The following is a 23,127-nucleotide window of genomic DNA, read 5'->3' as shown; positions in this document are numbered from 1 at the left end:
GCCGCTCAGCGCGGGCGCAACTCCACCCGCTTGATGTCCTTCACGATCACGAGGTAGCTGAACACGGTGAGCAACGCGTTCACGCCGACGAACACCAATGCGCCGTTGAAGGAACCGCTCTTGGCGACCAGATAGCCGATCACGATCGGCGTGACGATGCCGGCCACGTTGCCGAACATGTTGAAGATCCCGCCCGACAGACCGACTGCTTCCTTCGGCGACGTATCGGCAACCACGGCCCAGCCGAGCGCGCCGATGCCCTTGCCGAAGAACGCGAGCGACATGAGCGCGACGACGATCCAGTCGGTCGAGACGTAGTTGCAGCCGATGATGCTGACCGACAGCAGCATGCCGCCGACGATCGGCACCTTGCGCGCCACGGTGAGCGAATGGCCGCGCCGGATCAGCGAGTCGGACAGAATGCCGCCGAGCACGCCGCCGGAGAATCCGCAGATCGCGGGCAGCGAGGCCACGAGGCCCGCCTGCAGGATCGTCATGCCGCGCGCTTGCACGAGGTAGATCGGAAACCAGGTCAGGAAGAAGTAGGTCAGCACGTTGATGCAGTACTGGGCGAGATAGACGCCGAGCAGCATCCGGTTGGTCAGCAACTGACGCACGAGAGACCAGCCGCCGGCGCGCGCGACGTCGTCGGGACGGGCTTTCGCGTGGCCGTTCACCACGCCGCCGCCCTGTTCGATGTATTCGAGCTCGGCGGGCGACACGCCCGGATGATCGGCGGGGTTCTTCATCACCTTGAGCCAGGCGAGAGCGAGCAGCAGCCCTGCGCCGCCCATCACCACGTACACCGTGTGCCAGCCGAACGCATGCGTGAGCCAGGCCATCAACGGCGTGAACACGACCGCGGCGAAGTATTGGGCCGAATTGAAAATGGCGGACGCGGTGCCGCGTTCATTCGTGGGGAACCAGCTCGCGACGACCTTGGCATTGGCCGGGAACGCCGGCGACTCCGCCGCGCCCATCGCGAAGCGCAGCACGAACAGACCCGTGACGGCGGCAGCGGCGCTGCCGAGCAAACCGATCGAGCTTTGCAGCAACGTGAAGAGCGACCAGAAGAAAATGCTCGCCGCGTAGACGCGCCGCGCGCCGAAGCGATCGAGCAGCCAGCCGGCCGGCAACTGCGACAGCACGTAGGCCCAACTGAACGCGGAGAAGATATAGCCCATCCGGATCGCGTCGAAGCCGAACTCGGCGCGCATCGCCGAGCCGGTCACCGAAAGCGTCGCCCGGTCGGCGTAATTGAACGTGGTAATCACAAAGATCAGCAGCAGGATCGCGTAGCGGACTTTGGTGCGCTTCGCGACTTGGACGGAACTCGCCGTGCGGCTCATTTCCATGGTCATCTCCTGAATTTTTATACAAGGGAGCGGGCTCCCTGGCTCTATTGCTTCGCCGGCGGCGCTTCATTCAGAAGCGCCGCCGGCGCATTCGTGTTGCACAAAGCGCCCGGTAACGTTGCCGTCCCGGGCGCTCAAAACGATGCGTGTTGCGCCGACTGGGTTATTGCGGGCCGAGCGCCTTGATGAGCGCGTCGAGCCGGGTCATTTCTTCTTCGGTCAGATCGGTCAGCGGTGCGCGCACCGGACCGGCGCTATGGCCGACGAGCTTGGCGCCCGCCTTCACGATGCTCACCGCGTAGCCCGCGCGGCGGTTGCGGATCGCCAGATACGGCAGGAAGAATTCGTCGATCAATTTGCCGACGGTGGCGTGGTCGTCCGAGGCGATCGCGCGGTAGAAGTCCATCGCGGTCTTCGGAATGAAGTTGAATACCGCCGACGAATACACCGGCACGCCCAGCGCCTTATAGGCCGCCGCATAGACTTCCGCGGTCGGCAGGCCGCCGAGATAGGAAAAGCGATCGCCCAGACGGCGGCGGATCGTCACCATGTTCTCGATCTCGCCCACGCCGTCCTTGAAGCCGATCAGGTTCGGGCAGCGCGCGGCCAGCCCTTCGAGCATATCGGCGTTAAGCTTGGAATTCGCGCGGTTGTAGATGATCACGCCCATGTTCGGCACGGACTTGCAGACTTCTTCGGCGTGCGCGGCGATGCCTTCCTGGCAGGCTTCCGTCAGGTAATGCGGCATCAGCAGGATGCCGTTCGCGCCGTGGCGCTCGGCTTCCCGCGCGTATTCGATTGCCACGCGCGTCGGGCCGCCCGCGCCGGCGAGAATCGGCACCTTGCCCTTGCAGACTTCGGTCGCGGTGCGCACCACGTTCGTGTAGTCGCTCCTGGTCAGCGAGAAGAATTCGCCCGTGCCGCCCGCGACGAACAGCGCCGAAGCGCCATAAGGCGCGAGCCATTCGAGACGCTCGGCATAGGTGTCGGCACGGAAATCGCCATTGGCGTCGAAGTCGGTAATGGGGAAGGACAAAAGGCCTTTTGAAACGATCTGCTTCAGTTCCTGCGGTGTCGTCATGATTGAGTATCCAGGGCGTCGAATAGAGGTAAATAGACAGAAATCAAGATTTCTTATACGTCATCGTACAACAAGAAATCGGCTAACTCAACGCTGATTTCGCGGCATAATGCGTGTCCTAGGGTAAATACGGAACGTCTGCGCGATATTTCATGTTGTAGGATGACGTATGAATTTGGCGCAGCAGGCGTGAAACGCCATTAAGGATCGATGCAATGGAACAACCCCCGCTCTATATTCGCGTTCACCCCAACGACAACGTCGCGATCGTCGTCAACGACGGCGGGCTGGGTGAAGGCGCAGTTTTCCCCGATGGTCTCGTATTGCGCGAGCGCGTGCCGCAAGGGCACAAGGTCGCGCTGGCCGATCTGGCCGAAGGCGACGAGGTCATCCGCTATAACGTGGTGATCGGCTATGCGCTCAAGGCCTTGCCCAAGGGCAGTTGGATCAACGAACACGTGATCCGCATGCCGAACCCGCCGGGCCTCGAGGATCTGCCGATCGCCACGATCAAGGCGCCGGAGATGCCGCCGCTCGAAGGCTTCACGTTCGAGGGCTACCGCAATGCCGACGGCTCGGTCGGCACGCGCAATATTCTGGCGATCACGACCACGGTGCAGTGCGTGGCCGACGTGGTTGAGCATGCGGTCACGCGCATCAAGGCCGAATTGCTGCCGAAGTATCCCAATGTCGACGACGTGGTGAGCCTCGGTCACACCTACGGCTGCGGCGTCGCGATCGACGCGCCCGACGCGATGGTGCCGATTCGCACCGTGCGCAACATCAGCCTGAATCCGAATTTCGGCGGCGAGGTGATGATGGTCAGCCTCGGTTGCGAAAAGCTACAGCCTGAACGCCTGATGCCGCCGGGCACGATTCCGATTGCCGCGGCCGCCAATGTGGCCGAGGTCGCGGACATCGGCGACGTCGCAGCCGATCTGAACGGCGACGTGGTCGTGCTACAGGACGAGGCGCACGTTGGTTTCCAGTCGATGATCGAGTCGATCATGAAGATGGCCGAAGGTCATCTGAAGCGGCTGAACAATCGCCGCCGCGAGACCTGTCCCGCGTCCGACCTGGTGGTCGGCGTGCAATGCGGCGGCAGCGACGCGTTCTCGGGGCTGACCGCCAATCCCGCCGTGGGCTTCGCAACCGACCTGCTGGTGCGCGCCGGTGCGACGGTGATGTTCTCCGAAGTCACCGAGGTGCGCGACGGCGTCGATCAACTGACGGCGCGTGCGGCCAACGCGGAGGTGGCGGCGGCGATCATCCGCGAAATGCAGTGGTACGACGATTATCTGAAGCGCGGCGGCGCGGACCGCAGCGCGAACACCACGCCGGGCAACAAGAAGGGTGGCTTGTCGAACATCGTCGAAAAGGCGATGGGGTCGATCATCAAGTCGGGCAATTCGGCGATCTCCGGCGTGTTGTCGCCCGGCGAAAAGGTCCGCCAGAAGGGCCTCATTTACGCGGCCACGCCGGCGAGCGATTTCATCTGCGGCACGTTGCAGGTCGCCGCCGGCATCAACCTGCATGTGTTCACCACCGGCCGCGGCACGCCGTACAGTCTCGCGGAAGTGCCCGTCATCAAGGTCGCCACGCGCTCGGATCTCGCGCGCCGCTGGCATGATCTGATGGACGTCAACGCGGGCACCATCGCAACCGGCGCCGCGACCATCGACGAAGTGGGCTGGGAACTGTTCCGCCTGATGCTCGACATCGCCAGCGGGCGCAAGGAGACTTGCGCGGAGAAGCTCAAGCTCCACAATGCGCTGACGCTGTTCAACCCGGCGCCGGTGACCTGACCCGACAGCCGTTAAGAAACAACGAAGACATCGACTAGAGACATGACCGATTCGAATCCTGACCTCGCCGCGGCGCGAAAACCTTTCCGCCGCCTTCTGCTGACCGGCGCCGCCGGCAATCTGGGCACGCAGTTGCGCGGCGCGCTCGCGGCATGGGCCGATATCGTGCGCGTGACCGATATCGCGCCGCTCGGCGACGTGGCGACGCACGAGGAAGCATCCACCGTCGATCTCGCGAATGAAGCCGCCGTTCATGCACTGCTCGAAGGGGTGGACGCGGTGATCCATCTCGGCGGCATTTCCGTCGAGGCGCCGTTCGAAGCTCTGCTCGAAGCGAACATCCGCGGGCTGTACAACCTGTATTCGGCCGCGCAGAAGCAGGGCGTGAAGCGCATCGTGTATGCGAGCTCGAATCACGCGGTGGGTTTTCATCCGGTGACCTCGGTGGTCGATATCGACGCGCCGTTGCGCCCCGACAGTCTGTATGGCGTGACCAAGTGCTTCGGCGAATCGCTGTCGCGCTACTACTTCGACCGCTTCGGCCTCGAGACCGTGTGTCTGCGGATCGGCTCGTCGTTCGAGCAGCCGAAGAATCCGCGCATGCTCGTGACGTACCTGAGCTATCGCGACTTCATCGAGCTGGTGCGTTGCTCGCTGTTCACCAACCGCGTGGGACATGCGATCGTCTATGGCGTCTCGGATAACCGCACCAAGTGGGTGGACAACACGAAAGCGGCGTTTCTCGGTTTTCGTCCGCAAGACAGTTCGGTCGAGTTCGAGCACCTGTTTCCGGTCACGGCTCCCACTACTGATTTCGACGATCCGACCCAGCGTTTTCAGGGCGGCGCCTTCGTGCTTGCCGGTCCGATGGAGCCGAAGCGGTGAGCGCGACGGCGAACCCGCGCGTGGAACGAGTCGACGGAGCAGGGCAGGCGCCCGCGCTGGTCGGCGAGAGCCCGGTGTGGCGCGCGGCGGAGCAGGCGCTTTACTGGGTCGATATCCCGGCGCGGAAGATCGTGCGGCTGCGGCTCGACTCGGCGGAGCGTTCCGAATGGTTGCTGCCGGAGAAGGTGGCCTGCATTGCGTTCGATCGTCGCGGCACAGTGCTGGCCGGCTGCGAGACGGGCCTTTTCGCGGTCGCGCTCACTGAAGCAGCGGCGAGCGATACATCGGGCGGCGAACCGCTAAAGGCGACGGCACGCAAGCTGGCCGCGCCCGCATTTCCGTTCGTTGACATGCGTTTCAACGATGGCCGTTGCGATCGTCAAGGGCGCTTCTGGTCCGGCACGATGGTGCAGGACATGGCGGCCGCCAATCCCGCCGGCGCGCTGTATCGGTTCGATGAGCGCGGCGTGTTGTCCGAGCCGGTCGTCGACAGGCTGATCACGCAAAATGGCCTCGCCTGGTCGCCGGATGGCGCGACGATGTACCTCTCCGATTCGCATCCTCTGCGCAGACAGATCTGGGCGTTCGACTACGACGTCGAGTCAGGCGAGCCGCGCAACCGGCGCGTCTTCGCCGATCTGAACGACCACGCGGGCCGTCCCGACGGCGCCGCGGTGGATGCCGACGGCTGCTACTGGATCTGCGCGAACGATGCGGGTCTGCTGTTGCGCTTCACGCCGCAAGGCAAGCTCGACCGGCGGATCGCCGTGCCCGCCACCAAGCCGGCCATGTGCGCGTTCGGTGGGCGCGAACTCGATACGTTGTTCGTCACGTCGATTCGTCCCGCAACGGGCGCGAGCGAACATGACGGACACCTCTTCGCCGTGCGTCCCGGAGTGGTGGGGTTGCCGGAGCCTGAATACGCTGGCGACCTGTAAGCGGCGCTTGCATCGGTGTTGCGTCGGGAGTCGCCCTGGCGCAACACCTTCACCCATATTCATCACTCGTCGTACAACATCGTGGCGTAAAGCCCAATCGTATCTCTCGACTTCGCTACGAAAAACATAGCGCATCTGATGCGCTGTAGTCGCTATCGATTTCTCTCTGCCAAGCGTACAGGCACGCCTTGAGTGCCTTATCGGTCATTCATGCCGAGCGCGTTCGCTGTGCGGGTAACTACCGTCTGTACAAGTCAAAACTCGTTTTATAGACTTCGTGTGTCGTCGTACAACGTATAAGCCCAAACAGATTCCTTTCTTCGAATTTCGAGACAGACAGGGCGGGCAACGTATCTATCTCGTGCGCGAGCCTTCGCGAATGAGCTGCATGCCGACGCAGTAGAAGTAAAAGAAGTCGAGTTGTCTGACAGGAGTGTTGGGTATCCGTGCCGGGGACGTTGCGCGGGCCAGCACGGCGAAACGCGCGTCATACCCGCCAGGGCCGAGCGCGTGAGCCGGGAGACGCATCAAAACCATGCCACATCCGGGAGCGGCCTCAACGAGCGGCCCTCCGCGATTGGATGATCTATTTTCAAGGAATGTCACGATGAACAAGAAGTCTGCCTCTTCTCGCATTTGCCGCCTTTCGCTGCTTGTCGCGGCCTCCGTGCTGGCATTTAGCACCGTGTCGGCGCAAGCGCGCGTGTTCCGTGTGTCGGACGTGCATGGCGACACCTATCCGACCAACATGGCCGTGAAGTACATGGGTGAGCAGATCAGCAAGGCGACCGGCGGCAAGGATTCCGTGAAGGTCTTCGGCAACAGCGCGCTGGGCTCCGAGAACGACACGATCGACCAGGTGCGCATCGGCGCGCTCGACATGACTCGCGCCAACGGCGCCGCGTTCAACGAGATCGTTCCCGAATCGATGATTCCGTCGCTGCCGTTCCTGTTCCGCGACATCGACCACTTCCGCAAGGTGATGTACGGCCCCGAAGGCCAGAAGATTCTCGACGCCTTCAAGGCGAAGGGCATGATCGCGCTGACGTTCTACGAGAGCGGCGCGCGTTCCATCTACACGAAAAAGCCGATCCATTCGCCTTCCGACATGAAGGGTCTCAAGGTGCGCGTTCAGCCTTCCGATCTGATGGTCGACGAAATCAGGGCGATGGGCGGCACGCCGACGCCGATGCCGTTCGCCGAAGTCTATACGGGCTTGAAGACGGGTCTCGTGGATGCCGCGGAAAACAACCTGCCGTCGTACGAAGAGACCAAGCACTTCGAAGTCGCGCCGGTGTACTCGGAAACCCAGCATTCGATGACGCCGGAAGTGCTGGTGTTCTCCAAGAAGATCTGGGACACGCTCACGCCGCAGCAGCAGGAGATCATCAAGAAGGCGGCCGCCGACTCGGTGCCGTACTACCAGAAGCTGTGGACCGCGCGTGAAAACGACGCCAGCAAGGCCGTCACCAAGAACGGGGCGTCGATCGTCGCATCGTCGCAGATCGATCGCGCGGCTTTCGTCAAGGTGATGCAGCCGGTGTGGGCGAAGTACGAAAAAACCCCGCAAATGAAGCAACTGGTCGACGAGATCCAGGCAATCAAATAAGGCTCGTAGCGGATACGCCGTAGCGGAGAAAAGCCCGATAAACAAGGGCTTTTCTTCGTGCGATCCGCTGAACCGGCGACGTCCAGCGGGATGACTGGATATTAAAGACGGATGCGTCGTATGCAAGGATGGGGTCAATGAAATTCATGAAGCGACCAAATGATTTTCTATTCCGCGTGCTGGTGATCGTGGCGTCGGTGAGTCTCGCCGTGCTGAGCCTGCTCGTGATCTACGGCGTCGTGATGCGCTACGTATTCAGCGATGCGCCCGATTTCGTCGAACCGATCGCGCTCTTGCTGGTGATCGTGATCGCGATGTTTGGCGCCGCGCTCAAGGTCCGCGAGAGCGGCCATATCGGACTCGACTCGCTCGTGAAGAGCCTGTCGCCCAAAGGCCAGGTCGTTGCGGAGGCGTTCCAGCATCTGTGCCTGATCGCGTTGGCCGTGGCCATTTTCTTCGGCAGCCTGCAGATGGCGGAGACCACGATGGAAGACCGGATTCCGATTCTGGGCCTGCCCGAAGCGCTGCGCTACGTCATTCCGGTCATCGCCAGCGTCTGCATCGCGCTGTTCTCGTTCGAGCATCTGCTGGCGCTTTTCGCCAGAAAAAACAAATAGAACAATCATGGAACTTGCCCTTCTCTCCATTAGTTTTCTCGTCTTCCTCGTTCTCGGGGTGCCTGTTTCGTTCGCGTTGGGGCTCTCGTGCGTCCTGACCTATCTGTATGAGGGCTTGCCCGCGGCCACCGCGATGCAGTCGATGGTGTCGGGAATGAACGCGTTTTCATTCCTCGCGGTGCCGTTCTTCATTTTCTCCGGCGAACTGATGCTGCACGGCGGCATCGCCGACCGCATCCTGCGTTTCGCGCAGGCCACGGTGGGGCATTTCCGCGGCGGGCTCGGCATGGCCAACGTGGTCGCGTGCACGCTGTTCGGCGGCGTGTCCGGTTCGCCCACGGCGGATACGTCCGCGATGGGCGGCGTGGTCATTCCGTTGATGAAGCGCGAAGGCTACAGCGCGGCGTACGCGGTCAACGTCACGACCCATTCGTCGCTGGCGGGCGCGTTGATGCCGACCTCGACGAACATGATCATCTACGCGTTCGCGGCGCAGGGCATCACGGGGACGCTGAACGGGCATCAGATGAGCGGCGTCTCGATCGGCGACCTGCTGTTCTCCGGTCTGCTGCCGGTTCTGTGGGTGATGGGTTTCGTGCTGATCGCCGCCTACTGGCAAGCGGTCAAGCACGGCTATCCGCGCCGTCCCGACGGCTCGACCGGCGTGCAGCGCTTTCCCGGCTGGTTCGCGGTATGCCGCACGTTCCTCGGCGCATTGCCGGGCTTGATGGTGATCGCGATCATTCTGGTCTGCGTGGCCAAGGGCATTGCGACGGCGACCGAAGCGGCGGCCATCGCGGTGGCCTATTCGCTGGTGCTGACCATCGTCGTGTATCGCACCATGACGCTGAAGAAGCTCTCGTTCGCGCTCGCCAAGGCCGCCAAGACGACCGGCGTGGTGCTGCTGCTGATCGGCGTGTCGAACATGCTGCGTTTCCAGATGGCCTATCTGGAGATTCCCGACGCGATTGAACACATGCTCAACGGCGCGACGAGCATCCCCTGGTTGATGCTGCTGTACATCAACCTGATTCAGATTTTCCTCGGCACGTTCGTCGACATGGCGGCGCACATCCTGATCACCACGCCGCTGTTCCTGCCGATGGCGATGCACAGCGGCGTGGGTCCGGTGCAGTTCGGCATCATGATCCTGCTGAACTGCGCGTTGGGCCTCGTGCACCCGCCGATCGGGTCGGTGCAATTCATCGGCTGCGCGATTGGCAATGTGTCGATCGGGGAAACTACCAAGGTGGCGTGGCCTTATTACCTGGCTATCTTCTCCGCGATCAACATCGTCACGTACGTACCGATGTTCTCGACCTGGTTGCCGAGTGTGATCAATGGGCATCCGGTGTTTTGAGCTGAATTCCCGAATTGTCGATTGCGAAGCCGGCGCGCCGCACAGGCGACGCCGGACATACAGAATAATTTTTTAAGAGGAGCAGAAATGAAAAAGGTACTAGCAACCTCGGCCCTTGGGTTGGTCGCCCTCGGCGCGCACGCTCAGAGCAGCGTGACGCTGTACGGGATCGTTGACGCGGGGATCGGCTATCAGAGCAGCCAGACGTCGCTCGGTTCGACCTCGGGCGGCCGCTCGGTCGTGAAGATGGTCAACGGGGTGTGGGCGGGCAGCCGCTTCGGCCTGAAGGGTGGTGAGGACCTGGGTGGCGGCACGAAGGCCATTTTCCAGTTGGAACAGGGCTTTAACAGCGCAACCGGCGCGCAGGGCGTCTCGGGCCTGGCATTCAACCGCCAGGCTTGGGTCGGCGTGACCAATACCACCTACGGTACGCTGACGGCCGGCCGCCAGTACACGGCCTATTACACGCTGCTCTCGCCGTATAGCCCGACCACGTGGCTGACCGGCGCCTACGGCGCGCATCCGGGCGACATCGATTCGCTCGATACGGTGTATCGCACGAATAACTCGCTGGTGTACACGTCGCCGAAGTTCTACGGCTTCACGGCAAGCGGTTCGTATTCGTTCGGCGGCGTGCCGGGCAGCCTGAACGCGGGTTCGACCTGGAGCGCGGCATTGCAGTACCTGAACGGCCCGTTCGGTATCGCAGCCGGCTTCCAGCGCATCAACAACTCGACGCCTGGCGGCGGCGCGTGGGGCGCGGACTCCGCCACGTCGAACAACGGCGCGCAAACGGGCGTGTCGGCGATCAACAACGGCTATCGGACCGCGCAGGCGCAGCAGCGCGTTGCCGTGACGGGCGGCTACGCGTTCAACTCGCAGTGGGACGTGTCGTTCTCGTACTCGAACGTGCAATACATTCCGGGCGTGGGCTCGGCGTTCCGTCATCAGGCGACGTTCAACACGGCCGGCGCCGTGGTGCACTTCAAGCCGCTGACTGCACTCGACCTTGCCGCTGGCTATAGCTACACGCGCGCAACCGAGTCGAACGGCATTTCGAGCGCGGCTCGTTATCAGCAGTTCAACCTCTCGCAGTACTACAGCCTGTCCAAGCGTACCGGCCTGTATGCGCTGGAGGCCTATCAGCGTGCGAGCGGCCAGACGATTGGAAACAACGGCACGAGCATCATCAACGCAACGGCCAGTATCGGCGACGGCCAGAACAGTGCGCCTTCGTCGTCGCGCAGCCAGTTTGCTGCCGGCGTCGGCATCATTCACCGCTTCTGATCGGGCTCGTATGGCGGCGGTGTGTTGTTATGCCGCCACAGCGACGCGTTTAAATACGCGTCGCTGACCCTCCTCCGGCTGCGCGCGCAACGCGCGCAGCATCTTCGGCGACGCGCGCTTTGCGGTAATGCGCGTGGCGGCCCGACCAGCGCATTCAGTCATACAAACGTCACCACCGGCAGATCGCGGGACTTCGCATCGGCAGCCGTTTCCAGTGGCAAATTCTTCAGCGCTCAGTGCCGTTATCTGTCGATAACGTGAAAACCGCGCACCGCGCCGCGATGTACTCGAACGTTCAGGCGTCCGCGTCGGACCACAAGCGCCCACCCGTTGCCCAGTTTTCGCGTTTGACGTCGGTGAGAATGATGTCGACCGAATTCGGCTCGACGCCGAGCGATTCGCAGGTCGCCTTGGTGATGGCTTCGACGAACTGGCGTTTCTGCTCCAGCGAGCGGCCTTCGAACAGTTCGATATGAAACGTGGGCATTGCGTGACTCCGTTTGATTAATGGATTGAGCCGAAGGTCGGCGTGCAGAGCGGCTTCAATCGCGATAGCCGCGATCGATCCGGTCGAGCTTGCGCAGCAAGGCGGGCCATTCGAGCGCGCCCTCGATCGCGCCGCCGTCGTACAGTTGTTCGGCCGTGCGTGCGGCGATCGCATCGCCCGGCACCACCAGTTCCGCGCCGCACGCTTGCGCCTGCAACTGGATTTCGCAGGCCTTGATCAGCGTCGCCATCAGCACATAGGCCTCGGCGACGGTGCGGCCGACCGTGAGCGTGCCGTGATTGCGCAACAGCATGGCCGGCTTGTCGGCGAGATGCGCGACGAGACGTTGGCCCTCGGCCCGCGTGAACGCGAGACCCTCGTAGTCGTGATAGGCGAGGCAGCCGTAAAAGCGTAAAGCGTGTTGCGACGCGGGCAGCAGACCCGCCGGCTGAATCGAAACCGCGACACCCGCCGTATTGTGCAAATGCATCACGCAGAAGGCGTCGGCGCGCGCGGCGTGCACGGCCGCGTGCAGCGCGAAACCGGTTGCGTTGACCGCGTGCGCGCTTTCACCGACAAGCTTGCCTTCGATGTCGATCTTCACGAGATTGGATGCGCGCACTTCGTCGAACGCGAGGCCGAACGGATTGATCAGAAAGTGGCCGGGTTCGCCGGGGACGCTCGCCGAGATATGCGTGTAGATCAGATCGTCCCAGCCGTTGAGCGCCGCGAGGCGATAAGCGGCCGCGAGGTCGACGCGGGTCTGCTGTTCCGCGTCGGACAGCGGCCCCGTTTCGGCGACGCGTCCGGTGGGCGTGTGAGTGAACGACATGTTCGTCTCCAGGGATGGCTTGATGAGCGCTGACCGCGCAAACCGAGTCGCGGTCGAGGCGCATGACGCTAGTTCGCGTACCGGCAAAGATTGGCGGCGTCGGCGGTTGCCGCACCTTCAGCCGCTTCGGACCCGAGCGCAACGATCACGCCGCCAAGGGCACATGCCATGCCGCAATCGGCCAGTGCGTTCGGTGAATCCTAACAGGCCCGCCGGCACTCGCATATGAAGAGCGATACCGGTGGACCACAAGCTTTCGCGCTACGATAAGAGTCCGGCGCGCGTACGCTGCGCCGCTTCACGAGGAGACAGGGTAATGCGTGAATTACGCTGGGCATCGGAGGAGGGCGACGGCATCGAACATCTGGCGTTCGAAACGCGCGAGGACGGATTCGCGGCGGAAAGCGCCGTGGTCGGGCAGCGTTACGGCAAGGCGTATGGCCCGCACTACGAGGTGCGCTGCGATGCGCAGTGGCGCACCCGGTATGCGTGGCTCAAGATTGTCGGCGGCGGCGAACTCGAATTGCATGGCGACGGCGCCGGCAATTGGCGCGACGGTCACGGCCTCGTGCTGAGCGCAATCGAGGGCTGCGTCGATATCGACATCGCCGCCACGCCGTTCACGAACACACTGCCGATCCGCCGTTTGCAACTGGCCGAGGGCGAGCGTCAGCCGATTTCAGTGGCGTACATCTCGACGCCGGATTTGCAGGTCACGCGCGTCGAGCAGGCGTATTCATGTGTCGAGTTGAATCGCGAGTATCGCTACGAGGGCATCTTCCGCAATTTCACCGCGAACCTGTCAGTGGACGAAGACGGCCTCGTGATCGACTATCCGACCTTGTTCACACGCCTGCCGCGCGCGCGTTGAACGACGCGTCGCCGCCACCGTCACGACTCGCTTCGCGCCGTGCGGCAAAGCGTTCGATGCAGGCCGCGATACGCTCGGGTTCGCGCGGCACGACCCAATGGCCCGCGTCGATTTCGATGCGGTGATACGCGCCGAGCCAGCCTTCCAGTCCAAGCGAGCGCGCGAGCCCAACGTAACGGTCGCGCAACGGCACGATGAATTGCACCGGCGCGTACGCCCGCCGCGCGCGCGGGTGCAGCAGCCTGTCGATGAAATTGGCGCGGTAGAGGTTCAGACCGTTGACCGCATTGCGCATCCGCGCCGGATCGCGCACACCGGGCGCACGCGTTCGGTCAGGCGCAACCACAGCGGCCACATGCGTGCGCGCGGATTTAGCCGTGTGAAACACGGCCGGCGGCCGCGCGGAAAAATCACTTGGCGACCAGCGCCGCGGCGACTTCGCGGTTTTGCCAGACGTTGTCCTTCACGGTGATTTTTTGCGGAATCAGATGCGCGCCGTAAAACGCGTCGGCGACCACTTGCTGGGCGCGCGCGATCTCGTCGGTAACGGGCGTGGTGCCGTAGGGGTAGCGGCGCACCCAGGTTTCGACCAGCTTCTGATCGAGGCCGACCTTCGGCGCGATCAGTGCCGCGGTTTCCACCGGATGCGCGTTGACCCACAATCCTGCGCTGCGCAACTGACCGAGAATCGCACCGACTACATCGGGATGCTGCCGCGCGAAGTCGCGCGTCGCTTCGTAGAAGTTGTATGGACCGTCGAGTTCGGAATAGTCGGCCAGCGTGCGCGCCTTCAGCGCTTGTTGTGCGGAGGCATAGTAAGGGTCCCAGATCACCCACGCATCGACATCGCCGCTTTCGAAGGCCGCACGCGCATCGGCGGGCGGCAGATAAACCGGCCGAATGTCCTCGTAACGCAGGCCCGCTTTTTTCAGCGCTTCGAGCAGCAGATAGTTCGCGCTCGAGCCTTTTTGCAGCGCGACGCGCTTGCCTTTCAGATCGCTCACGCCGCGCAGCGCCGAATCGTTCTTGACCAGAATGGCTTCTGAATGACGCCCGGCCGGCTCCGCGCCCACGTACACGAAGCGCACGCCGCCGGCTTGCGCGAACACCGGCGGCGGGGCGCCGGTATAGCCGAAGTCGATGCTGTCGGCGTTCAGCGCTTCGAGCAATTGCGGTCCTGCGGGGAATTCGAACCACTTGATGCTATAGCCGAGCGGCTTGAGCTTCTCGTCGAGCGAGCCTTGCGCCTTGAGCACCGCGAGCAAGCCCGATTTTTGATAACCGATGCGCAGCACCTTGGCCGGCTCGCCGCCGCTGCTGCCGTTGGTTTGCGCGGCGGCGCTCAAGGTCGTGAACGCCGCGAGCAATGCGGCGGCGAGATGAAGTGACAAACGGGTGTGACGGTGCATCCGGTGATTCTCCATTGCGTTCGATTGGTTCGTTGGGCGATCGTCGCATGGACGTTGCGCCCGTCAAACGAAGCAATGGAGATTTGAATATGATGCGCGCCGCGTGCGCTACTTCTTGCGCTTGTTCTTTTTCGCGCTGGCGCGCTCCGTCGCCGCGCCTTCCAGCGGATGGCCGAGCTTTTTCGCCATGATTGCGGCGACGCGGTCGCCGAGATAATCACCGGAGGCTTCTTCCAGCGCGCCGGTCGTTTCGCTTTCGGTCAGCACCATCGCCAGCGGCCGCACGCGCCAGATGGCGTCGACCAGGGCGGGCACGTCGGCGGGCGTCGGTAGCGGGTCGGCAGCGCAGCGGTGCAGCCGCCGCGTTAACGCGCCACGTCGTCCGGCGGGATCGAGTCGCCCACGCCCAGCGTGCGTTGCATCAACGTCGTGTCGAGCCATCGGCCATGCTTGAAGCCGACCGCCTTCAACGTGCCGGTCAATTCAAAACCCAGTTGCGTATGCAGCGACAGCGAACCGCCGCTGCCGCCGTCCGCGATCACGGCCACCATCTGGCGCCACGGTCCGTGTTCGCAGCGCTCGATCAGCGCTTGCAGCAGCACACGCCCCAGGCCGCGCCCACGATAAGCGTCGCTCACGTAAATCGAATCCTCGATGGTGTTGCGATAGGCGGCGCGCGGCCGGTACGGCGTGGCGTAGCAATAGCCGGCGACCTCGCCGTCGATCTCGGCGACCATGTACGGCAAGCCGTGGCTGCGCACCGACGCGAGCCGCGTGCGCAAGTCGTCCACGGAAGGCGGCGTTTCCTCGAACGACGCGACGCCGGTCAGCACGTGATGCGCATAGATGGCCTGAATCGCGGGCAGATCGGCTTCGGTGGCGTCGCGGACCAGTGCGGCGCCGGGCGGCTGCGCGGCGCTTGCTGCGTCGGAAGAGGACGGCGCGGGCGCGGTGTGGGTGGTGCTCATACGGGTCCTGTGGTGGCCGGTGGGTCTGAGGATAGCTTTGACTATGCCCGTCCCGCGCGCGAATTTGAAGGGAGTCAAAAATCGACGTGCCCGGTATGGTCACACCGGCTTGGCGTTGACGTTCACTGTCTCAGACCGCCGGACGCACCGGCGCGGCTCGCGAGAAACGCCGCGCGCCCGCCACGCATGCCACCACCACGACCGTGACCAGGATCATCGCGGGCGGCACCTGTTCGTGCAAAAGCAGCCCCGCGAGCAGCAAGCCGAAGAACGGCTGCAGCAACTGCAGTTGCCCGACGCCCGCGATGCCGCCGAGCGCGAGTCCGCGATACCAGAACACGAAGCCGATCAGCATGCTGAAGAGCGACACGTACGCGAGTCCCCACAGCGCCGCATGGCTGACGCCGTCCAACGAGGCGGGCCGCGCCCACCACGCGAGCGGCGCCATCACCGGAAGCGACAGAACGAGGGCCCACGAAATCACCTGCCAGCCGCCGAGGTGGCGCGACAGACGCGCGCCTTCGGCGTAGCCCAGGCCGCAGACGATGATCGCCGCCAGCATCAACGCGTCGCCGACGGGCGAAGCATCGAGGCCGTGACGCAAGGCGAATGCAACCACCGCGCCGCTGCCCAGCGCCGAGAACAGCCAGAACGCCGGCTGCGGACGCTCGCCGCCGCGCAGCACGCCGAAGATCGCGGTGGCGAGCGGCAGCAGCCCGACGAACACCACCGCATGCGCGGCGTTCACATGACGCAGCGCGAGAGCCGTCAACAGCGGAAAGCCGACCACGACGCCGAGCGCGACGACTACCAGCGGAATCAGGTCACGCCGGGCCGGGCGGGCTTCGCGAAACACGAGCAGCAGCACCAGGCCCAGCGTGCCGGCGATCGTCGCGCGCGCCACCGTCAGAAACACCGGATCGAGCCCTTGCACCGCGAGGCGCGTGGCGGGCAGCGAGCCGCTGAAGATCAACACGCCAATCATGCCGCTGATCCAGCCGTTCGTTGTCTTGTCCATTGCAATGAAGTCCATGCACGTGAAAACGGAATTCGTAGCATCCGCTTTCCGGCCGTAAACGGTAAGCTACGGATCAGTACAATTCGTACAAACTGTACCGAACATGGAGCAGTACAGATGGCGGAAAGTCGAGGTATGCGGGCGGCGTCGGGCACGCGTGTCGGCACGGTGATGGACAGCTTGCGCGAGCGCATTGCGAGCCGTTCGCTCATGCCGGGCGCGCGCGTGCCGTCGATCCGGGTGATGACGGAAACGCTCGGCGTATCCAAGTCGACGGTGGTGGAAGCCTACGACCGGCTGGTCGCGGAGGGCGTGATCGTGGCGCGCCGCGGGTCCGGCTTCTTCGTGTCGGGCCATGCGCCGCCGCTCGCGCTTGCCGATCTCGGGCCGAGCCTCGATCGCGAGGTCGATCCGTTGTGGCTGACCCGGCAGTCGCTGGAAGCGGGGTCGAAAGTTCTCAAGCCGGGTTGCGGCTGGATGCCCGCCTCATGGCTGCCCGAAGACGGCGTGCGTCGCGCGCTGCGGGCGGTGGCGCGCGACCCGCAGTCGCCGCTCGCCGATTATGCGAGCCCGTATTGTCTGCCCGCGCTGCGTCAACAGCTCGCATGGCGGCTCGCGCAGCACGGCGTGGATGCGCCGCCCGAGCAGATCGTGCTGACCGACGGCGGCACGCACGCGCTCGATCTCGTGTGCCGCTTTCTGCTCGAGCCCGGCGATACGGTGCTGATCGACGACCCGTGCTACTTCAACTTTCAGGCGCTGCTGCGCGCGCATCGCGCCCGCATCGTCGGGGTGCCCTATACGCCGTCCGGGCCCGATCTGGCGGCGTTCGAACGCGCGCTGACCGAGCACCGTCCGCGCCTGTATGTGACCAATTCGGCCATCCACAATCCGACCGGCGCGACGCTCGCGCCGGCCGTCGCGCATCGGCTGCTGAAGCTCGCGGGCGAACATGATCTGCTGATCGTCGAGGACGACATTTTCGCGGACTTCGAAGAGGAAGCCGCGCCGCGTCTTGCCGCGTTCGACGGGCTCGCGCGCGTGGTGTCGATCGGCAGCTTTTCGAAGACGCTGTCGGCGGCGGTGCGTTGCGGCTACATCGCCGCGCGCGCCGAATGGATCGAACCGCTGATCGATCTCAAGCTCGCCACCTCGTTCGGCAACGGCCAGCTCGCGGCGAGCGTCGTGCATCGTTTGCTGGTGGACGGCGCTTACCGGCGGCATCTGGAGTCGATGCGCGCGAAGCTCGCCGACGCGATGGGCGAGACGGTCAGGCGGCTCGGCTATGCGGGCCTGGAAATATGGACGCGGCCACGCGCCGGCATGTTCGTGTGGGCGCGTTTGCCGGACCCGCTCGACGCCGCCGACATCGCGCGTCACGCGCTAGCCGGCGGTGTGGTGTTCGCGCCCGGCAATGTGTTCAGCGCATCGCAATCGGCGGCCGGTTTTCTGCGCTTTAACGTCTCGCAATGCAACCGCCCGAAAGTGTACGAGACGCTGCAACGGGCGATGGAAGCGTCCGCTGTTTCAAAGCAGCGGGCGCGCGCCTGAGCAAACGCGTCCCGCGCGCCGATTCATTTGCACAGCAGAAGCAGCCGTTCCTGATCCGTGCAGGCGGCGCGTGGTTTTTGCGCAGGCCGGGCCGCGGTTGCCCTTGCCGTCGTCGCCGCCGCCGTCGCGCTGAGCGCGGCGTTCCGCTTCGCGAGACACGCGCGAAGATGCTTCTCGACCGGCGGGTAGTACTTCCATCCACGCACGAGGCCCGGCAATTCGAGCTTCACCTGCTTCCACTTCGGGTGGCCGTGTTCCTGCAGCGTGTCGAAGTTCGCGCAGAGCGAGTCGGCGAAGTGATTCAGGTTGCCGACCGTGTCGCGCAGACCGTAATCGTAGGTGACGAGAAAGGCTTTCACGGTCAGCGTGGGCACGTCTTCCTTCAGCCAGTTCGGATAGCTGCTCGCACGGATCGTCGCGGGGAAGTACGTCTGTTTGGCGCGCGCCGTTTCGGGCGCGGCGGGATCGACTTTCAGCAGGCGGATCTGTTGCAGCAGTTCCGGATTCATGTCGTTGAACAGTTTTGCCGGCTGCCCGACCACGATGATCGCCACGTCCACTTTCTTCACGATCAACGCGGCCAGCGCGTCCTCGTTGCTCAGGTGCTCGACGTTCTGGTCGGGAATCGCCGTGCCGAACATCAGGTGATAGAGCGTCGTGGCCGATTGAGCGGTGCCGCTGCCGATCAGGCCGACGCTGATGCGCTTGTTCCTGATGTCCGCGAAGGTATTGAACGGCGAGTCCGCACGCACCACGACGTTAATTTCCTCGTCGTAAAGCGGCATGATGAGCCGCAGCGGCCGGATCGCCGTGCCGGCGTCGGCGTTGCCCGCGTTGGCCATGTCGATGTAGGCCTGGTAGACGTCGGATTGCACCAGCGCCAGCTTCACGCCGGGTTCGAAGCGCATGCGCTGCACGTTCTCGGCCGAGCCCTTCGAGGCCACCGCCTCCAGGTCGATGCCCGCCGGTTGCGCGACCCATTTGGACAGATCCTGACCGATCTGTATGTACGTGCCTCGTTCGGGACCGGTCACGATCTTGTAGTGCGCGGGCTCCGCGAAAACGAACGAAGACACGGCCAGCAGCACCAGCCCCAGCCACCCCGTCAGAAGTCTCTTCAGCATGGTCTCCTCCGCCTATGGTTCAGGTTAGAAGCGCTTCTCGCGCAAGTGCGCGCCGCCTTTTGATAAACGCGTTGGCAACCGGGCTTGCCGCGATGGTGATGGCGATGGCGATGCGGCTTGCGCTGGACTGAGCGGCTTCCAGCCGGTCTCGCGAATCACGCGCTGCAAAATGGTTTTGGCGGTTTCGCTGCCTGTATCGATAGTGAGCGCCTCGTTGGCGTGCTGGCGCGCGCAGGTCCACGACTGTTGCGCGGCGCAGAGTTGCGCCGCTTGCAACGCGATGTCGCGGCGCGCGGTGAGCGGCTTCAGTTCGGCCGCCAGGTTCCGTGCGTCCGTATTCTCCGGTCGCAGCGTTTGCGCGGCGCCGAGCGCGGCTTGCGCCGCGGACAGATCGTTGGCGTCGAACGCGAGGCGCGCGGAACGCATGGCTTGACCGGCATCGCTAAAACGCGGCGCGGCGGGTTGCATCACCGCTTCAGGCGCGAGCGGCGTCGCGGGAGTCGCCGGCGTTGCCTTCATCGCATCGTCAGCCTTGGCCGGCTCGACAGCGGCCGCCTGATTCGTCGACTGAGCGGGTGCATAGCGCGCGATTGTTCCGGTCGTGGTGGTCGTTGTCCTCGCATCCTGATCGGTTTCGGCGATCTGCGCGTTGTTGCCGTTGCGCGCTTCATGGCTGTCGCCGAATAGCGCATAGCCGACATAGGCGAGGCCGATTCCGACAATCGCCGCGATCGCCCATAGCAGCCTGCGAATCCGGTGCGCGGCGCGGCCATGCGAATCAAGCGCGCCGGCGAGAGAAGGGATCGACGTATCCGGCGACACCGCTATCGGCGCATGCAGCGCGACCTCGGCAGACGCGGCCGCGCCGACGCGCGCGGCACCCGCCGCAAGTTGTACTTCTCCAGGTGCGAGGGGATCGAAGCCGCTGTTGCGCGCCGCTCCGCTCGTGGCGCTGGCGCGGCTGCCGGGAATGACGGTGCGCTTAGGTGGGCTGGTATCGAGCGGATGCGCCGCGCCGCAATACGGGCAATAGTCGACCTGGCGGTACAGGGCGCCGCCACACCGATTGCAGGGCATGGGAAAACTATGTCCGGGTGCTGACTGGGTGGACATGCTGTGGCCCCACCTGTGGAAAACAATGCCATACGGCATGCCCCGGACCGTGCTGAGGCAGGAGCGATGTCCGCGGAAATCACGATCCACATGCGCCGGGGAGTGTCGGGGCGCAAGCGCACGCTTGCGATGCCGCCGCCTGCAATATGTGGCGTTTCGTTGCGAACGTCAATCGAAGTTGCTACCTACCTTATGTGCGTTAGCGCACATTCATAGTATGGCGAAGCATCTCGCATGTCGGAGGACGAACGGACGCGAGTGCTTCGCTCACTGCTTGCGCAGCGGATGATCCTTTAAAAGCCACGCGAGCGCAAAGGCAACCAGCACCACGCAAGCCGCCGCGAGGAACACCGTGTGCAGCGCGCCGGCGAACGCATGCAGGTAATCGTCGCGCAACGCTTGAGGCAACGCGTGAATGGCAGTGGGCCCGAGCGCGTGCGGCAATTCGGTGTCGGGAGGAAGCAGTTTTTCGAGGCGCGACGCAAGGCCGTTCGAGAACACCGCGCCGAACGCGGCCACGCCGATCGACCCGCCTATCGAACGGAACAGCGTGGCGCCCGACGTGGCGACGCCCACATGCCTGAATTCGACGCTGTTCTGCACGGCGAGGATCAGCACCTGCATCACCATGCCGAGGCCGCAGCCGAGAATGCCCATGTCGATATACATCACATGGATCGGCGTGCCGATCTGCAGGCGTGCGAGCAGCAGCATGGCAACGGCCACGAGCAGCGTGCCGGCGATCGGGAACATGCGGTATCTGCCGATCTTGCTGATCACGCGGCCGGTCACCATCGACATCACGAACAGGCCGCCCATCATCGGCAGCATCTGGATGCCGGCTTGGGTGGGCGTCGAACCCTTGACCACTTGCAAATAGAGCGGCAGAAACGTGACCGACCCGAACATCGACACGCCGATGATGAAGCCGATCAGGCTGCTCAGCAAAAACGTGCGCTGTTTGAAAAGCTCGAGCGGCATGATCGGCTCGACCGCGCTGCGCTCTTCGTGGATGAAGCCCCAGGTCGCCACCAGCCCCATGCCCAGCGTGAACCACAGTTGCGGCGACGACCACGGCAGGATCGTGCCGCCCTGGCTCGTGAACAGGATGATGCAGGTGAGCGCGCCGGCGAGAAAGGCGGCGCCCATATAGTCGATGGTGTGCTTCACATGACGCGCGTGCGGCTTGAACACCGCGCCGATCACGAGCAGCGAGACGATGCCGAGCGGCAGGTTGATGTAGAAGATCCAGCGCCACGTGAGATGCTCGACGAGAAAACCGCCGAGCAGCGGCCCGACCACGGTGGCGAGACCGAACACGCCGCCGAACACGCCCTGATAGCGGCCGCGCTCGGCCGGCGGAATCACGTCCGCGATCGCGGCCATCGTCACGACCAGCAGGCCGCCGCCGCCGAGCCCTTGCAGCGCGCGCAGCACGATCAACTGGGTCATGTCCTGCGCGACGCCGCACAGCGCGGAGCCGACGAGGAACAGCACGATCGCCGTTTGCAGCACGATCTTGCGGCCGAACAGGTCGCCGAACTTGCCGTACAGCGGCACGACGATGGTCGAGCTCAGCAGGTAGGCGGTCACCACCCACGACAGATTGTTGAGCCCGCCCAGTTCGCCGACGATCGTCGGCAACGCGGTGGAGACGATCGTCTGATCGAGCGCGGCGAGCAGCATGACGAGCAGCAGCGCAGGGAACAGCAGGCGGATCGGCGGTTGATCGGCGGCCGCGGCTGGCTGCGCCCCGGTGTCCGCCAGTTCGATAGGTTGAGTCGTTGTCGATTGATCCATGGCGACTCGCTATTGAAATTAATTAATGTGGCGATTAATATATGCGACATCGCCGCCCCGGTCAAATTGAATGCAATGGCAAGAATTCCGTCCGATGAGCACAAGATGAAAGTCGCGCCACGTAATGCGGCGACTGCGAAACCGCGCAAGCCCGCGAAGCAGGGGCGGCTTGAAGCCGCTGGTGAAGCCGCTCGTGGAGGCGCTGGTGGAGACGTCAACCCCGCAAGCGTGGCAGCCGGAGCGCCCGCACGGCGCCCCGGCCGGCCCTCGGGCGCCGCGCGCGGACCGGAGCAGCGCGGCCGTTTGCTGGAGGCGGCGCTCGCGCTCTTCGCGCGGCAGGGCATCGTCGATACCACGCTTGGCGAGATCGCTCGCGAGGCGGGCTTCACGCCGGCAATGATGCATTACTACTTCAAGACGCGAGATCAGCTACTCGACGTGCTGATCGACGAGCGCTTCGCGCCGCTGCGCGCCGGGCTCGGCGTGCCGTTTCAGGAGCACGCCGACGATCCGGTGGCGGCGATCACCACGCTCACGCAGCGGTTGGTGCAAGTGGCGAGCGAGAATCCGTGGTTTCCGTCGCTATGGGTGCGCGAGGTCATCAGCGACGGCGGCTTGCTGCGCCAGCGCATGCATGAACGGTTCGGCAACGTGCAACAGAAGGCGTCGCTCGAATGCATCGCGCGCTGGCAAAAGGAGGGGCGCCTGAACGCGGCGCTGGAGCCGTCGCTGGTTTTCGTCACGTTGCTTGGTCTGACGATTCTGCCGTTGGCCACCTCAAAGCTGTGGCGCGAGGATCCCATGCGGTGCAACGTCGGCGGCGAGGAAATCGCGCGGCATGCGGTGGCGCTGCTGGTGCAGGGCATAGGTCCGAAGAAAGCCGGTTAAAGCGCGGGTTCGCCGCAAAGTGCGCCGATGCCGCGAGCCGGAAGCCGCCGCGGCACGCGGCATGCTACCTGTCGGGTGGAAGTGAGCGCCGGGCGGAATAAGCAATGTCGCCCGCGCCGCAAGCGGAAT

The 23,127-nt window shown here is 64.1% G+C and carries 22 protein-coding genes; 10 read left to right on the top strand and 12 right to left on the bottom strand.

Annotation, left to right across the window (positions count from 1 at the left end):
- Positions 1 to 5 precede the first annotated feature (5 nt).
- Both CUJ90_RS18810 and kdgD read right to left on the bottom strand, forming a co-directional pair.
- Positions 6 to 1,355: an MFS transporter gene (locus tag CUJ90_RS18810; RefSeq protein WP_073430891.1), complete on the bottom strand. Its 1,350-nt coding sequence runs from the start codon at positions 1,353 to 1,355 to the stop codon at positions 6 to 8.
- Between the two features lie 163 nt (positions 1,356 to 1,518).
- Complete coding sequence (gene kdgD / locus CUJ90_RS18805) at positions 1,519 to 2,436, bottom strand: 5-dehydro-4-deoxyglucarate dehydratase (protein ID WP_073430892.1); 918 nt, start codon at positions 2,434 to 2,436, stop codon at positions 1,519 to 1,521.
- Between the two features lie 215 nt (positions 2,437 to 2,651).
- Between kdgD and garD the strand changes: the two genes are divergently transcribed.
- The 7 genes from garD (at position 2,652) to CUJ90_RS18770 (ending at position 10,937) form a co-directional block, all read left to right on the top strand.
- Positions 2,652 to 4,241, top strand: coding sequence for a galactarate dehydratase (gene garD / locus CUJ90_RS18800; RefSeq protein ID WP_114163638.1), 1,590 nt, complete (start codon positions 2,652 to 2,654; stop codon positions 4,239 to 4,241).
- Between the two features lie 42 nt (positions 4,242 to 4,283).
- Positions 4,284 to 5,126: an NAD-dependent epimerase/dehydratase family protein gene (locus CUJ90_RS18795; RefSeq protein ID WP_114163637.1), complete on the top strand. Its 843-nt coding sequence runs from the start codon at positions 4,284 to 4,286 to the stop codon at positions 5,124 to 5,126.
- The gene (locus CUJ90_RS18790; RefSeq protein ID WP_114163636.1) at positions 5,123 to 6,064 is read left to right on the top strand and encodes an SMP-30/gluconolactonase/LRE family protein; all 942 of its coding nucleotides are present in this window, start codon (positions 5,123 to 5,125) and stop codon (positions 6,062 to 6,064) included. Before CUJ90_RS18795 ends, CUJ90_RS18790 begins: the two co-directional genes overlap by 4 nt.
- Before the next feature lie 607 nt (positions 6,065 to 6,671).
- Positions 6,672 to 7,673, top strand: coding sequence for a TRAP transporter substrate-binding protein (locus CUJ90_RS18785; RefSeq protein WP_073430896.1), 1,002 nt, complete (start codon positions 6,672 to 6,674; stop codon positions 7,671 to 7,673).
- A 137-nt stretch (positions 7,674 to 7,810) separates the two neighbouring features.
- On the top strand, positions 7,811 to 8,290 hold the full coding sequence (locus CUJ90_RS18780; protein WP_073430897.1) for a TRAP transporter small permease: 480 nt from the start codon (positions 7,811 to 7,813) through the stop codon (positions 8,288 to 8,290).
- Between the two features lie 7 nt (positions 8,291 to 8,297).
- Entirely contained in the window at positions 8,298 to 9,650 is a 1,353-nt protein-coding gene (locus CUJ90_RS18775; RefSeq protein ID WP_073430898.1) for a TRAP transporter large permease, read from the top strand.
- Positions 9,651 to 9,737: 87 nt separating this feature from the next.
- On the top strand, positions 9,738 to 10,937 hold the full coding sequence (locus tag CUJ90_RS18770; RefSeq protein ID WP_073430899.1) for a porin: 1,200 nt from the start codon (positions 9,738 to 9,740) through the stop codon (positions 10,935 to 10,937).
- 295 nt (positions 10,938 to 11,232) lie between these two features.
- On the opposite strand, the gene CUJ90_RS33755 is transcribed toward CUJ90_RS18770, so the two are convergent.
- Together CUJ90_RS33755 and CUJ90_RS18760 are read right to left on the bottom strand one after the other, a co-directional pair.
- Positions 11,233 to 11,598 carry a 4-oxalocrotonate tautomerase gene (locus CUJ90_RS33755; protein WP_114163635.1) on the bottom strand — a complete coding sequence of 122 codons (366 nt, stop codon included), beginning with the start codon at positions 11,596 to 11,598 and terminating at the stop codon, positions 11,233 to 11,235.
- On the bottom strand, positions 11,480 to 12,256 hold the full coding sequence (locus CUJ90_RS18760; protein ID WP_114163634.1) for a class II aldolase/adducin family protein: 777 nt from the start codon (positions 12,254 to 12,256) through the stop codon (positions 11,480 to 11,482). Before CUJ90_RS18760 ends, CUJ90_RS33755 begins: the two co-directional genes overlap by 119 nt.
- A gap of 316 nt (positions 12,257 to 12,572) precedes the next feature.
- Between CUJ90_RS18760 and CUJ90_RS18755 the strand changes: the two genes are divergently transcribed.
- On the top strand, positions 12,573 to 13,127 hold the full coding sequence (locus tag CUJ90_RS18755; protein WP_114163633.1) for a putative glycolipid-binding domain-containing protein: 555 nt from the start codon (positions 12,573 to 12,575) through the stop codon (positions 13,125 to 13,127).
- On the opposite strand, the gene CUJ90_RS18750 is transcribed toward CUJ90_RS18755, so the two are convergent.
- From CUJ90_RS18750 to CUJ90_RS18730, 5 genes are all read right to left on the bottom strand, one after another.
- Positions 13,102 to 13,440: a hypothetical protein gene (locus CUJ90_RS18750; protein WP_422879720.1), complete on the bottom strand. Its 339-nt coding sequence runs from the start codon at positions 13,438 to 13,440 to the stop codon at positions 13,102 to 13,104. The two genes, CUJ90_RS18755 and CUJ90_RS18750, sit on opposite strands and share 26 nt — an antisense overlap.
- Positions 13,441 to 13,537: 97 nt before the next feature.
- Complete coding sequence (locus CUJ90_RS18745) at positions 13,538 to 14,536, bottom strand: sulfonate ABC transporter substrate-binding protein (RefSeq protein WP_073430903.1); 999 nt, start codon at positions 14,534 to 14,536, stop codon at positions 13,538 to 13,540.
- A 108-nt stretch (positions 14,537 to 14,644) separates the two neighbouring features.
- Positions 14,645 to 14,851 carry a hypothetical protein gene (locus CUJ90_RS18740; protein WP_422879719.1) on the bottom strand — a complete coding sequence of 69 codons (207 nt, stop codon included), beginning with the start codon at positions 14,849 to 14,851 and terminating at the stop codon, positions 14,645 to 14,647.
- 50 nt (positions 14,852 to 14,901) lie between these two features.
- Positions 14,902 to 15,504 (bottom strand): GNAT family N-acetyltransferase, encoded by a 603-nt coding sequence (locus tag CUJ90_RS18735; RefSeq protein WP_114163632.1) that lies wholly within the window; start codon positions 15,502 to 15,504, stop codon positions 14,902 to 14,904.
- A gap of 130 nt (positions 15,505 to 15,634) precedes the next feature.
- The gene (locus CUJ90_RS18730) at positions 15,635 to 16,522 is read right to left on the bottom strand and encodes a DMT family transporter (RefSeq protein ID WP_114163631.1); all 888 of its coding nucleotides are present in this window, start codon (positions 16,520 to 16,522) and stop codon (positions 15,635 to 15,637) included.
- Positions 16,523 to 16,639: 117 nt separating this feature from the next.
- On the opposite strand from CUJ90_RS18730, the gene CUJ90_RS18725 reads away from it, so the two are divergent.
- Positions 16,640 to 18,073: an aminotransferase-like domain-containing protein gene (locus tag CUJ90_RS18725; protein ID WP_114163630.1), complete on the top strand. Its 1,434-nt coding sequence runs from the start codon at positions 16,640 to 16,642 to the stop codon at positions 18,071 to 18,073.
- A 23-nt stretch (positions 18,074 to 18,096) separates the two neighbouring features.
- Here CUJ90_RS18725 and CUJ90_RS18720 read toward each other — a convergent pair whose 3' ends face one another.
- The 3 genes from CUJ90_RS18720 to CUJ90_RS18710 all read right to left on the bottom strand — a co-directional run bounded on the left by CUJ90_RS18720 (position 18,097) and on the right by CUJ90_RS18710 (position 22,110).
- Entirely contained in the window at positions 18,097 to 19,197 is a 1,101-nt protein-coding gene (locus CUJ90_RS18720; protein ID WP_114163629.1) for a TAXI family TRAP transporter solute-binding subunit, read from the bottom strand.
- A 24-nt stretch (positions 19,198 to 19,221) separates the two neighbouring features.
- Complete coding sequence (locus CUJ90_RS18715) at positions 19,222 to 20,274, bottom strand: hypothetical protein (RefSeq protein ID WP_244220089.1); 1,053 nt, start codon at positions 20,272 to 20,274, stop codon at positions 19,222 to 19,224.
- Positions 20,275 to 20,577: 303 nt separating this feature from the next.
- Entirely contained in the window at positions 20,578 to 22,110 is a 1,533-nt protein-coding gene (locus CUJ90_RS18710) for an MDR family MFS transporter (protein WP_114163627.1), read from the bottom strand.
- 105 nt (positions 22,111 to 22,215) lie between these two features.
- On the opposite strand from CUJ90_RS18710, the gene CUJ90_RS18705 reads away from it, so the two are divergent.
- On the top strand, positions 22,216 to 22,998 hold the full coding sequence (locus tag CUJ90_RS18705) for a TetR/AcrR family transcriptional regulator (protein WP_114164654.1): 783 nt from the start codon (positions 22,216 to 22,218) through the stop codon (positions 22,996 to 22,998).
- Positions 22,999 to 23,127: the final 129 nt, after the last annotated feature.

The sequence above is a fragment of the Paraburkholderia terricola genome (assembly GCF_003330825.1).
Lineage (GTDB): Bacteria > Pseudomonadota > Gammaproteobacteria > Burkholderiales > Burkholderiaceae > Paraburkholderia > Paraburkholderia terricola.
This window is presented reverse-complemented; position numbering and strand designations above follow the sequence as displayed.

What these genes read in the sequence shown, in the direction of transcription:
- CUJ90_RS18810 (WP_073430891.1), bottom strand. Translation starts at nt 1,355, where the DNA reads ATGGAAATGAGCCGCACGGCGAGTTCCGTCCAAGTCGCGAAGCGCACC.
- kdgD (WP_073430892.1), bottom strand. Translation starts at nt 2,436, where the DNA reads ATGACGACACCGCAGGAACTGAAGCAGATCGTTTCAAAAGGCCTTTTG.
- garD (WP_114163638.1), top strand. Translation starts at nt 2,652, where the DNA reads ATGGAACAACCCCCGCTCTATATTCGCGTTCACCCCAACGACAACGTC.
- CUJ90_RS18795 (WP_114163637.1), top strand. Translation starts at nt 4,284, where the DNA reads ATGACCGATTCGAATCCTGACCTCGCCGCGGCGCGAAAACCTTTCCGC.
- CUJ90_RS18785 (WP_073430896.1), top strand. Translation starts at nt 6,672, where the DNA reads ATGAACAAGAAGTCTGCCTCTTCTCGCATTTGCCGCCTTTCGCTGCTT.
- CUJ90_RS18780 (WP_073430897.1), top strand. Translation starts at nt 7,811, where the DNA reads ATGAAATTCATGAAGCGACCAAATGATTTTCTATTCCGCGTGCTGGTG.
- CUJ90_RS18775 (WP_073430898.1), top strand. Translation starts at nt 8,298, where the DNA reads ATGGAACTTGCCCTTCTCTCCATTAGTTTTCTCGTCTTCCTCGTTCTC.
- CUJ90_RS18770 (WP_073430899.1), top strand. Translation starts at nt 9,738, where the DNA reads ATGAAAAAGGTACTAGCAACCTCGGCCCTTGGGTTGGTCGCCCTCGGC.
- CUJ90_RS33755 (WP_114163635.1), bottom strand. Translation starts at nt 11,598, where the DNA reads ATGCGATCGCCGCACGCACGGCCGAACAACTGTACGACGGCGGCGCGA.
- CUJ90_RS18760 (WP_114163634.1), bottom strand. Translation starts at nt 12,256, where the DNA reads ATGTCGTTCACTCACACGCCCACCGGACGCGTCGCCGAAACGGGGCCG.
- CUJ90_RS18755 (WP_114163633.1), top strand. Translation starts at nt 12,573, where the DNA reads ATGCGTGAATTACGCTGGGCATCGGAGGAGGGCGACGGCATCGAACAT.
- CUJ90_RS18745 (WP_073430903.1), bottom strand. Translation starts at nt 14,536, where the DNA reads ATGCACCGTCACACCCGTTTGTCACTTCATCTCGCCGCCGCATTGCTC.
- CUJ90_RS18735 (WP_114163632.1), bottom strand. Translation starts at nt 15,504, where the DNA reads ATGAGCACCACCCACACCGCGCCCGCGCCGTCCTCTTCCGACGCAGCA.
- CUJ90_RS18730 (WP_114163631.1), bottom strand. Translation starts at nt 16,522, where the DNA reads ATGGACAAGACAACGAACGGCTGGATCAGCGGCATGATTGGCGTGTTG.
- CUJ90_RS18725 (WP_114163630.1), top strand. Translation starts at nt 16,640, where the DNA reads ATGGCGGAAAGTCGAGGTATGCGGGCGGCGTCGGGCACGCGTGTCGGC.
- CUJ90_RS18720 (WP_114163629.1), bottom strand. Translation starts at nt 19,197, where the DNA reads ATGCTGAAGAGACTTCTGACGGGGTGGCTGGGGCTGGTGCTGCTGGCC.
- CUJ90_RS18715 (WP_244220089.1), bottom strand. Translation starts at nt 20,274, where the DNA reads ATGCCCTGCAATCGGTGTGGCGGCGCCCTGTACCGCCAGGTCGACTAT.
- CUJ90_RS18710 (WP_114163627.1), bottom strand. Translation starts at nt 22,110, where the DNA reads ATGGATCAATCGACAACGACTCAACCTATCGAACTGGCGGACACCGGG.
- CUJ90_RS18705 (WP_114164654.1), top strand. Translation starts at nt 22,216, where the DNA reads ATGAAAGTCGCGCCACGTAATGCGGCGACTGCGAAACCGCGCAAGCCC.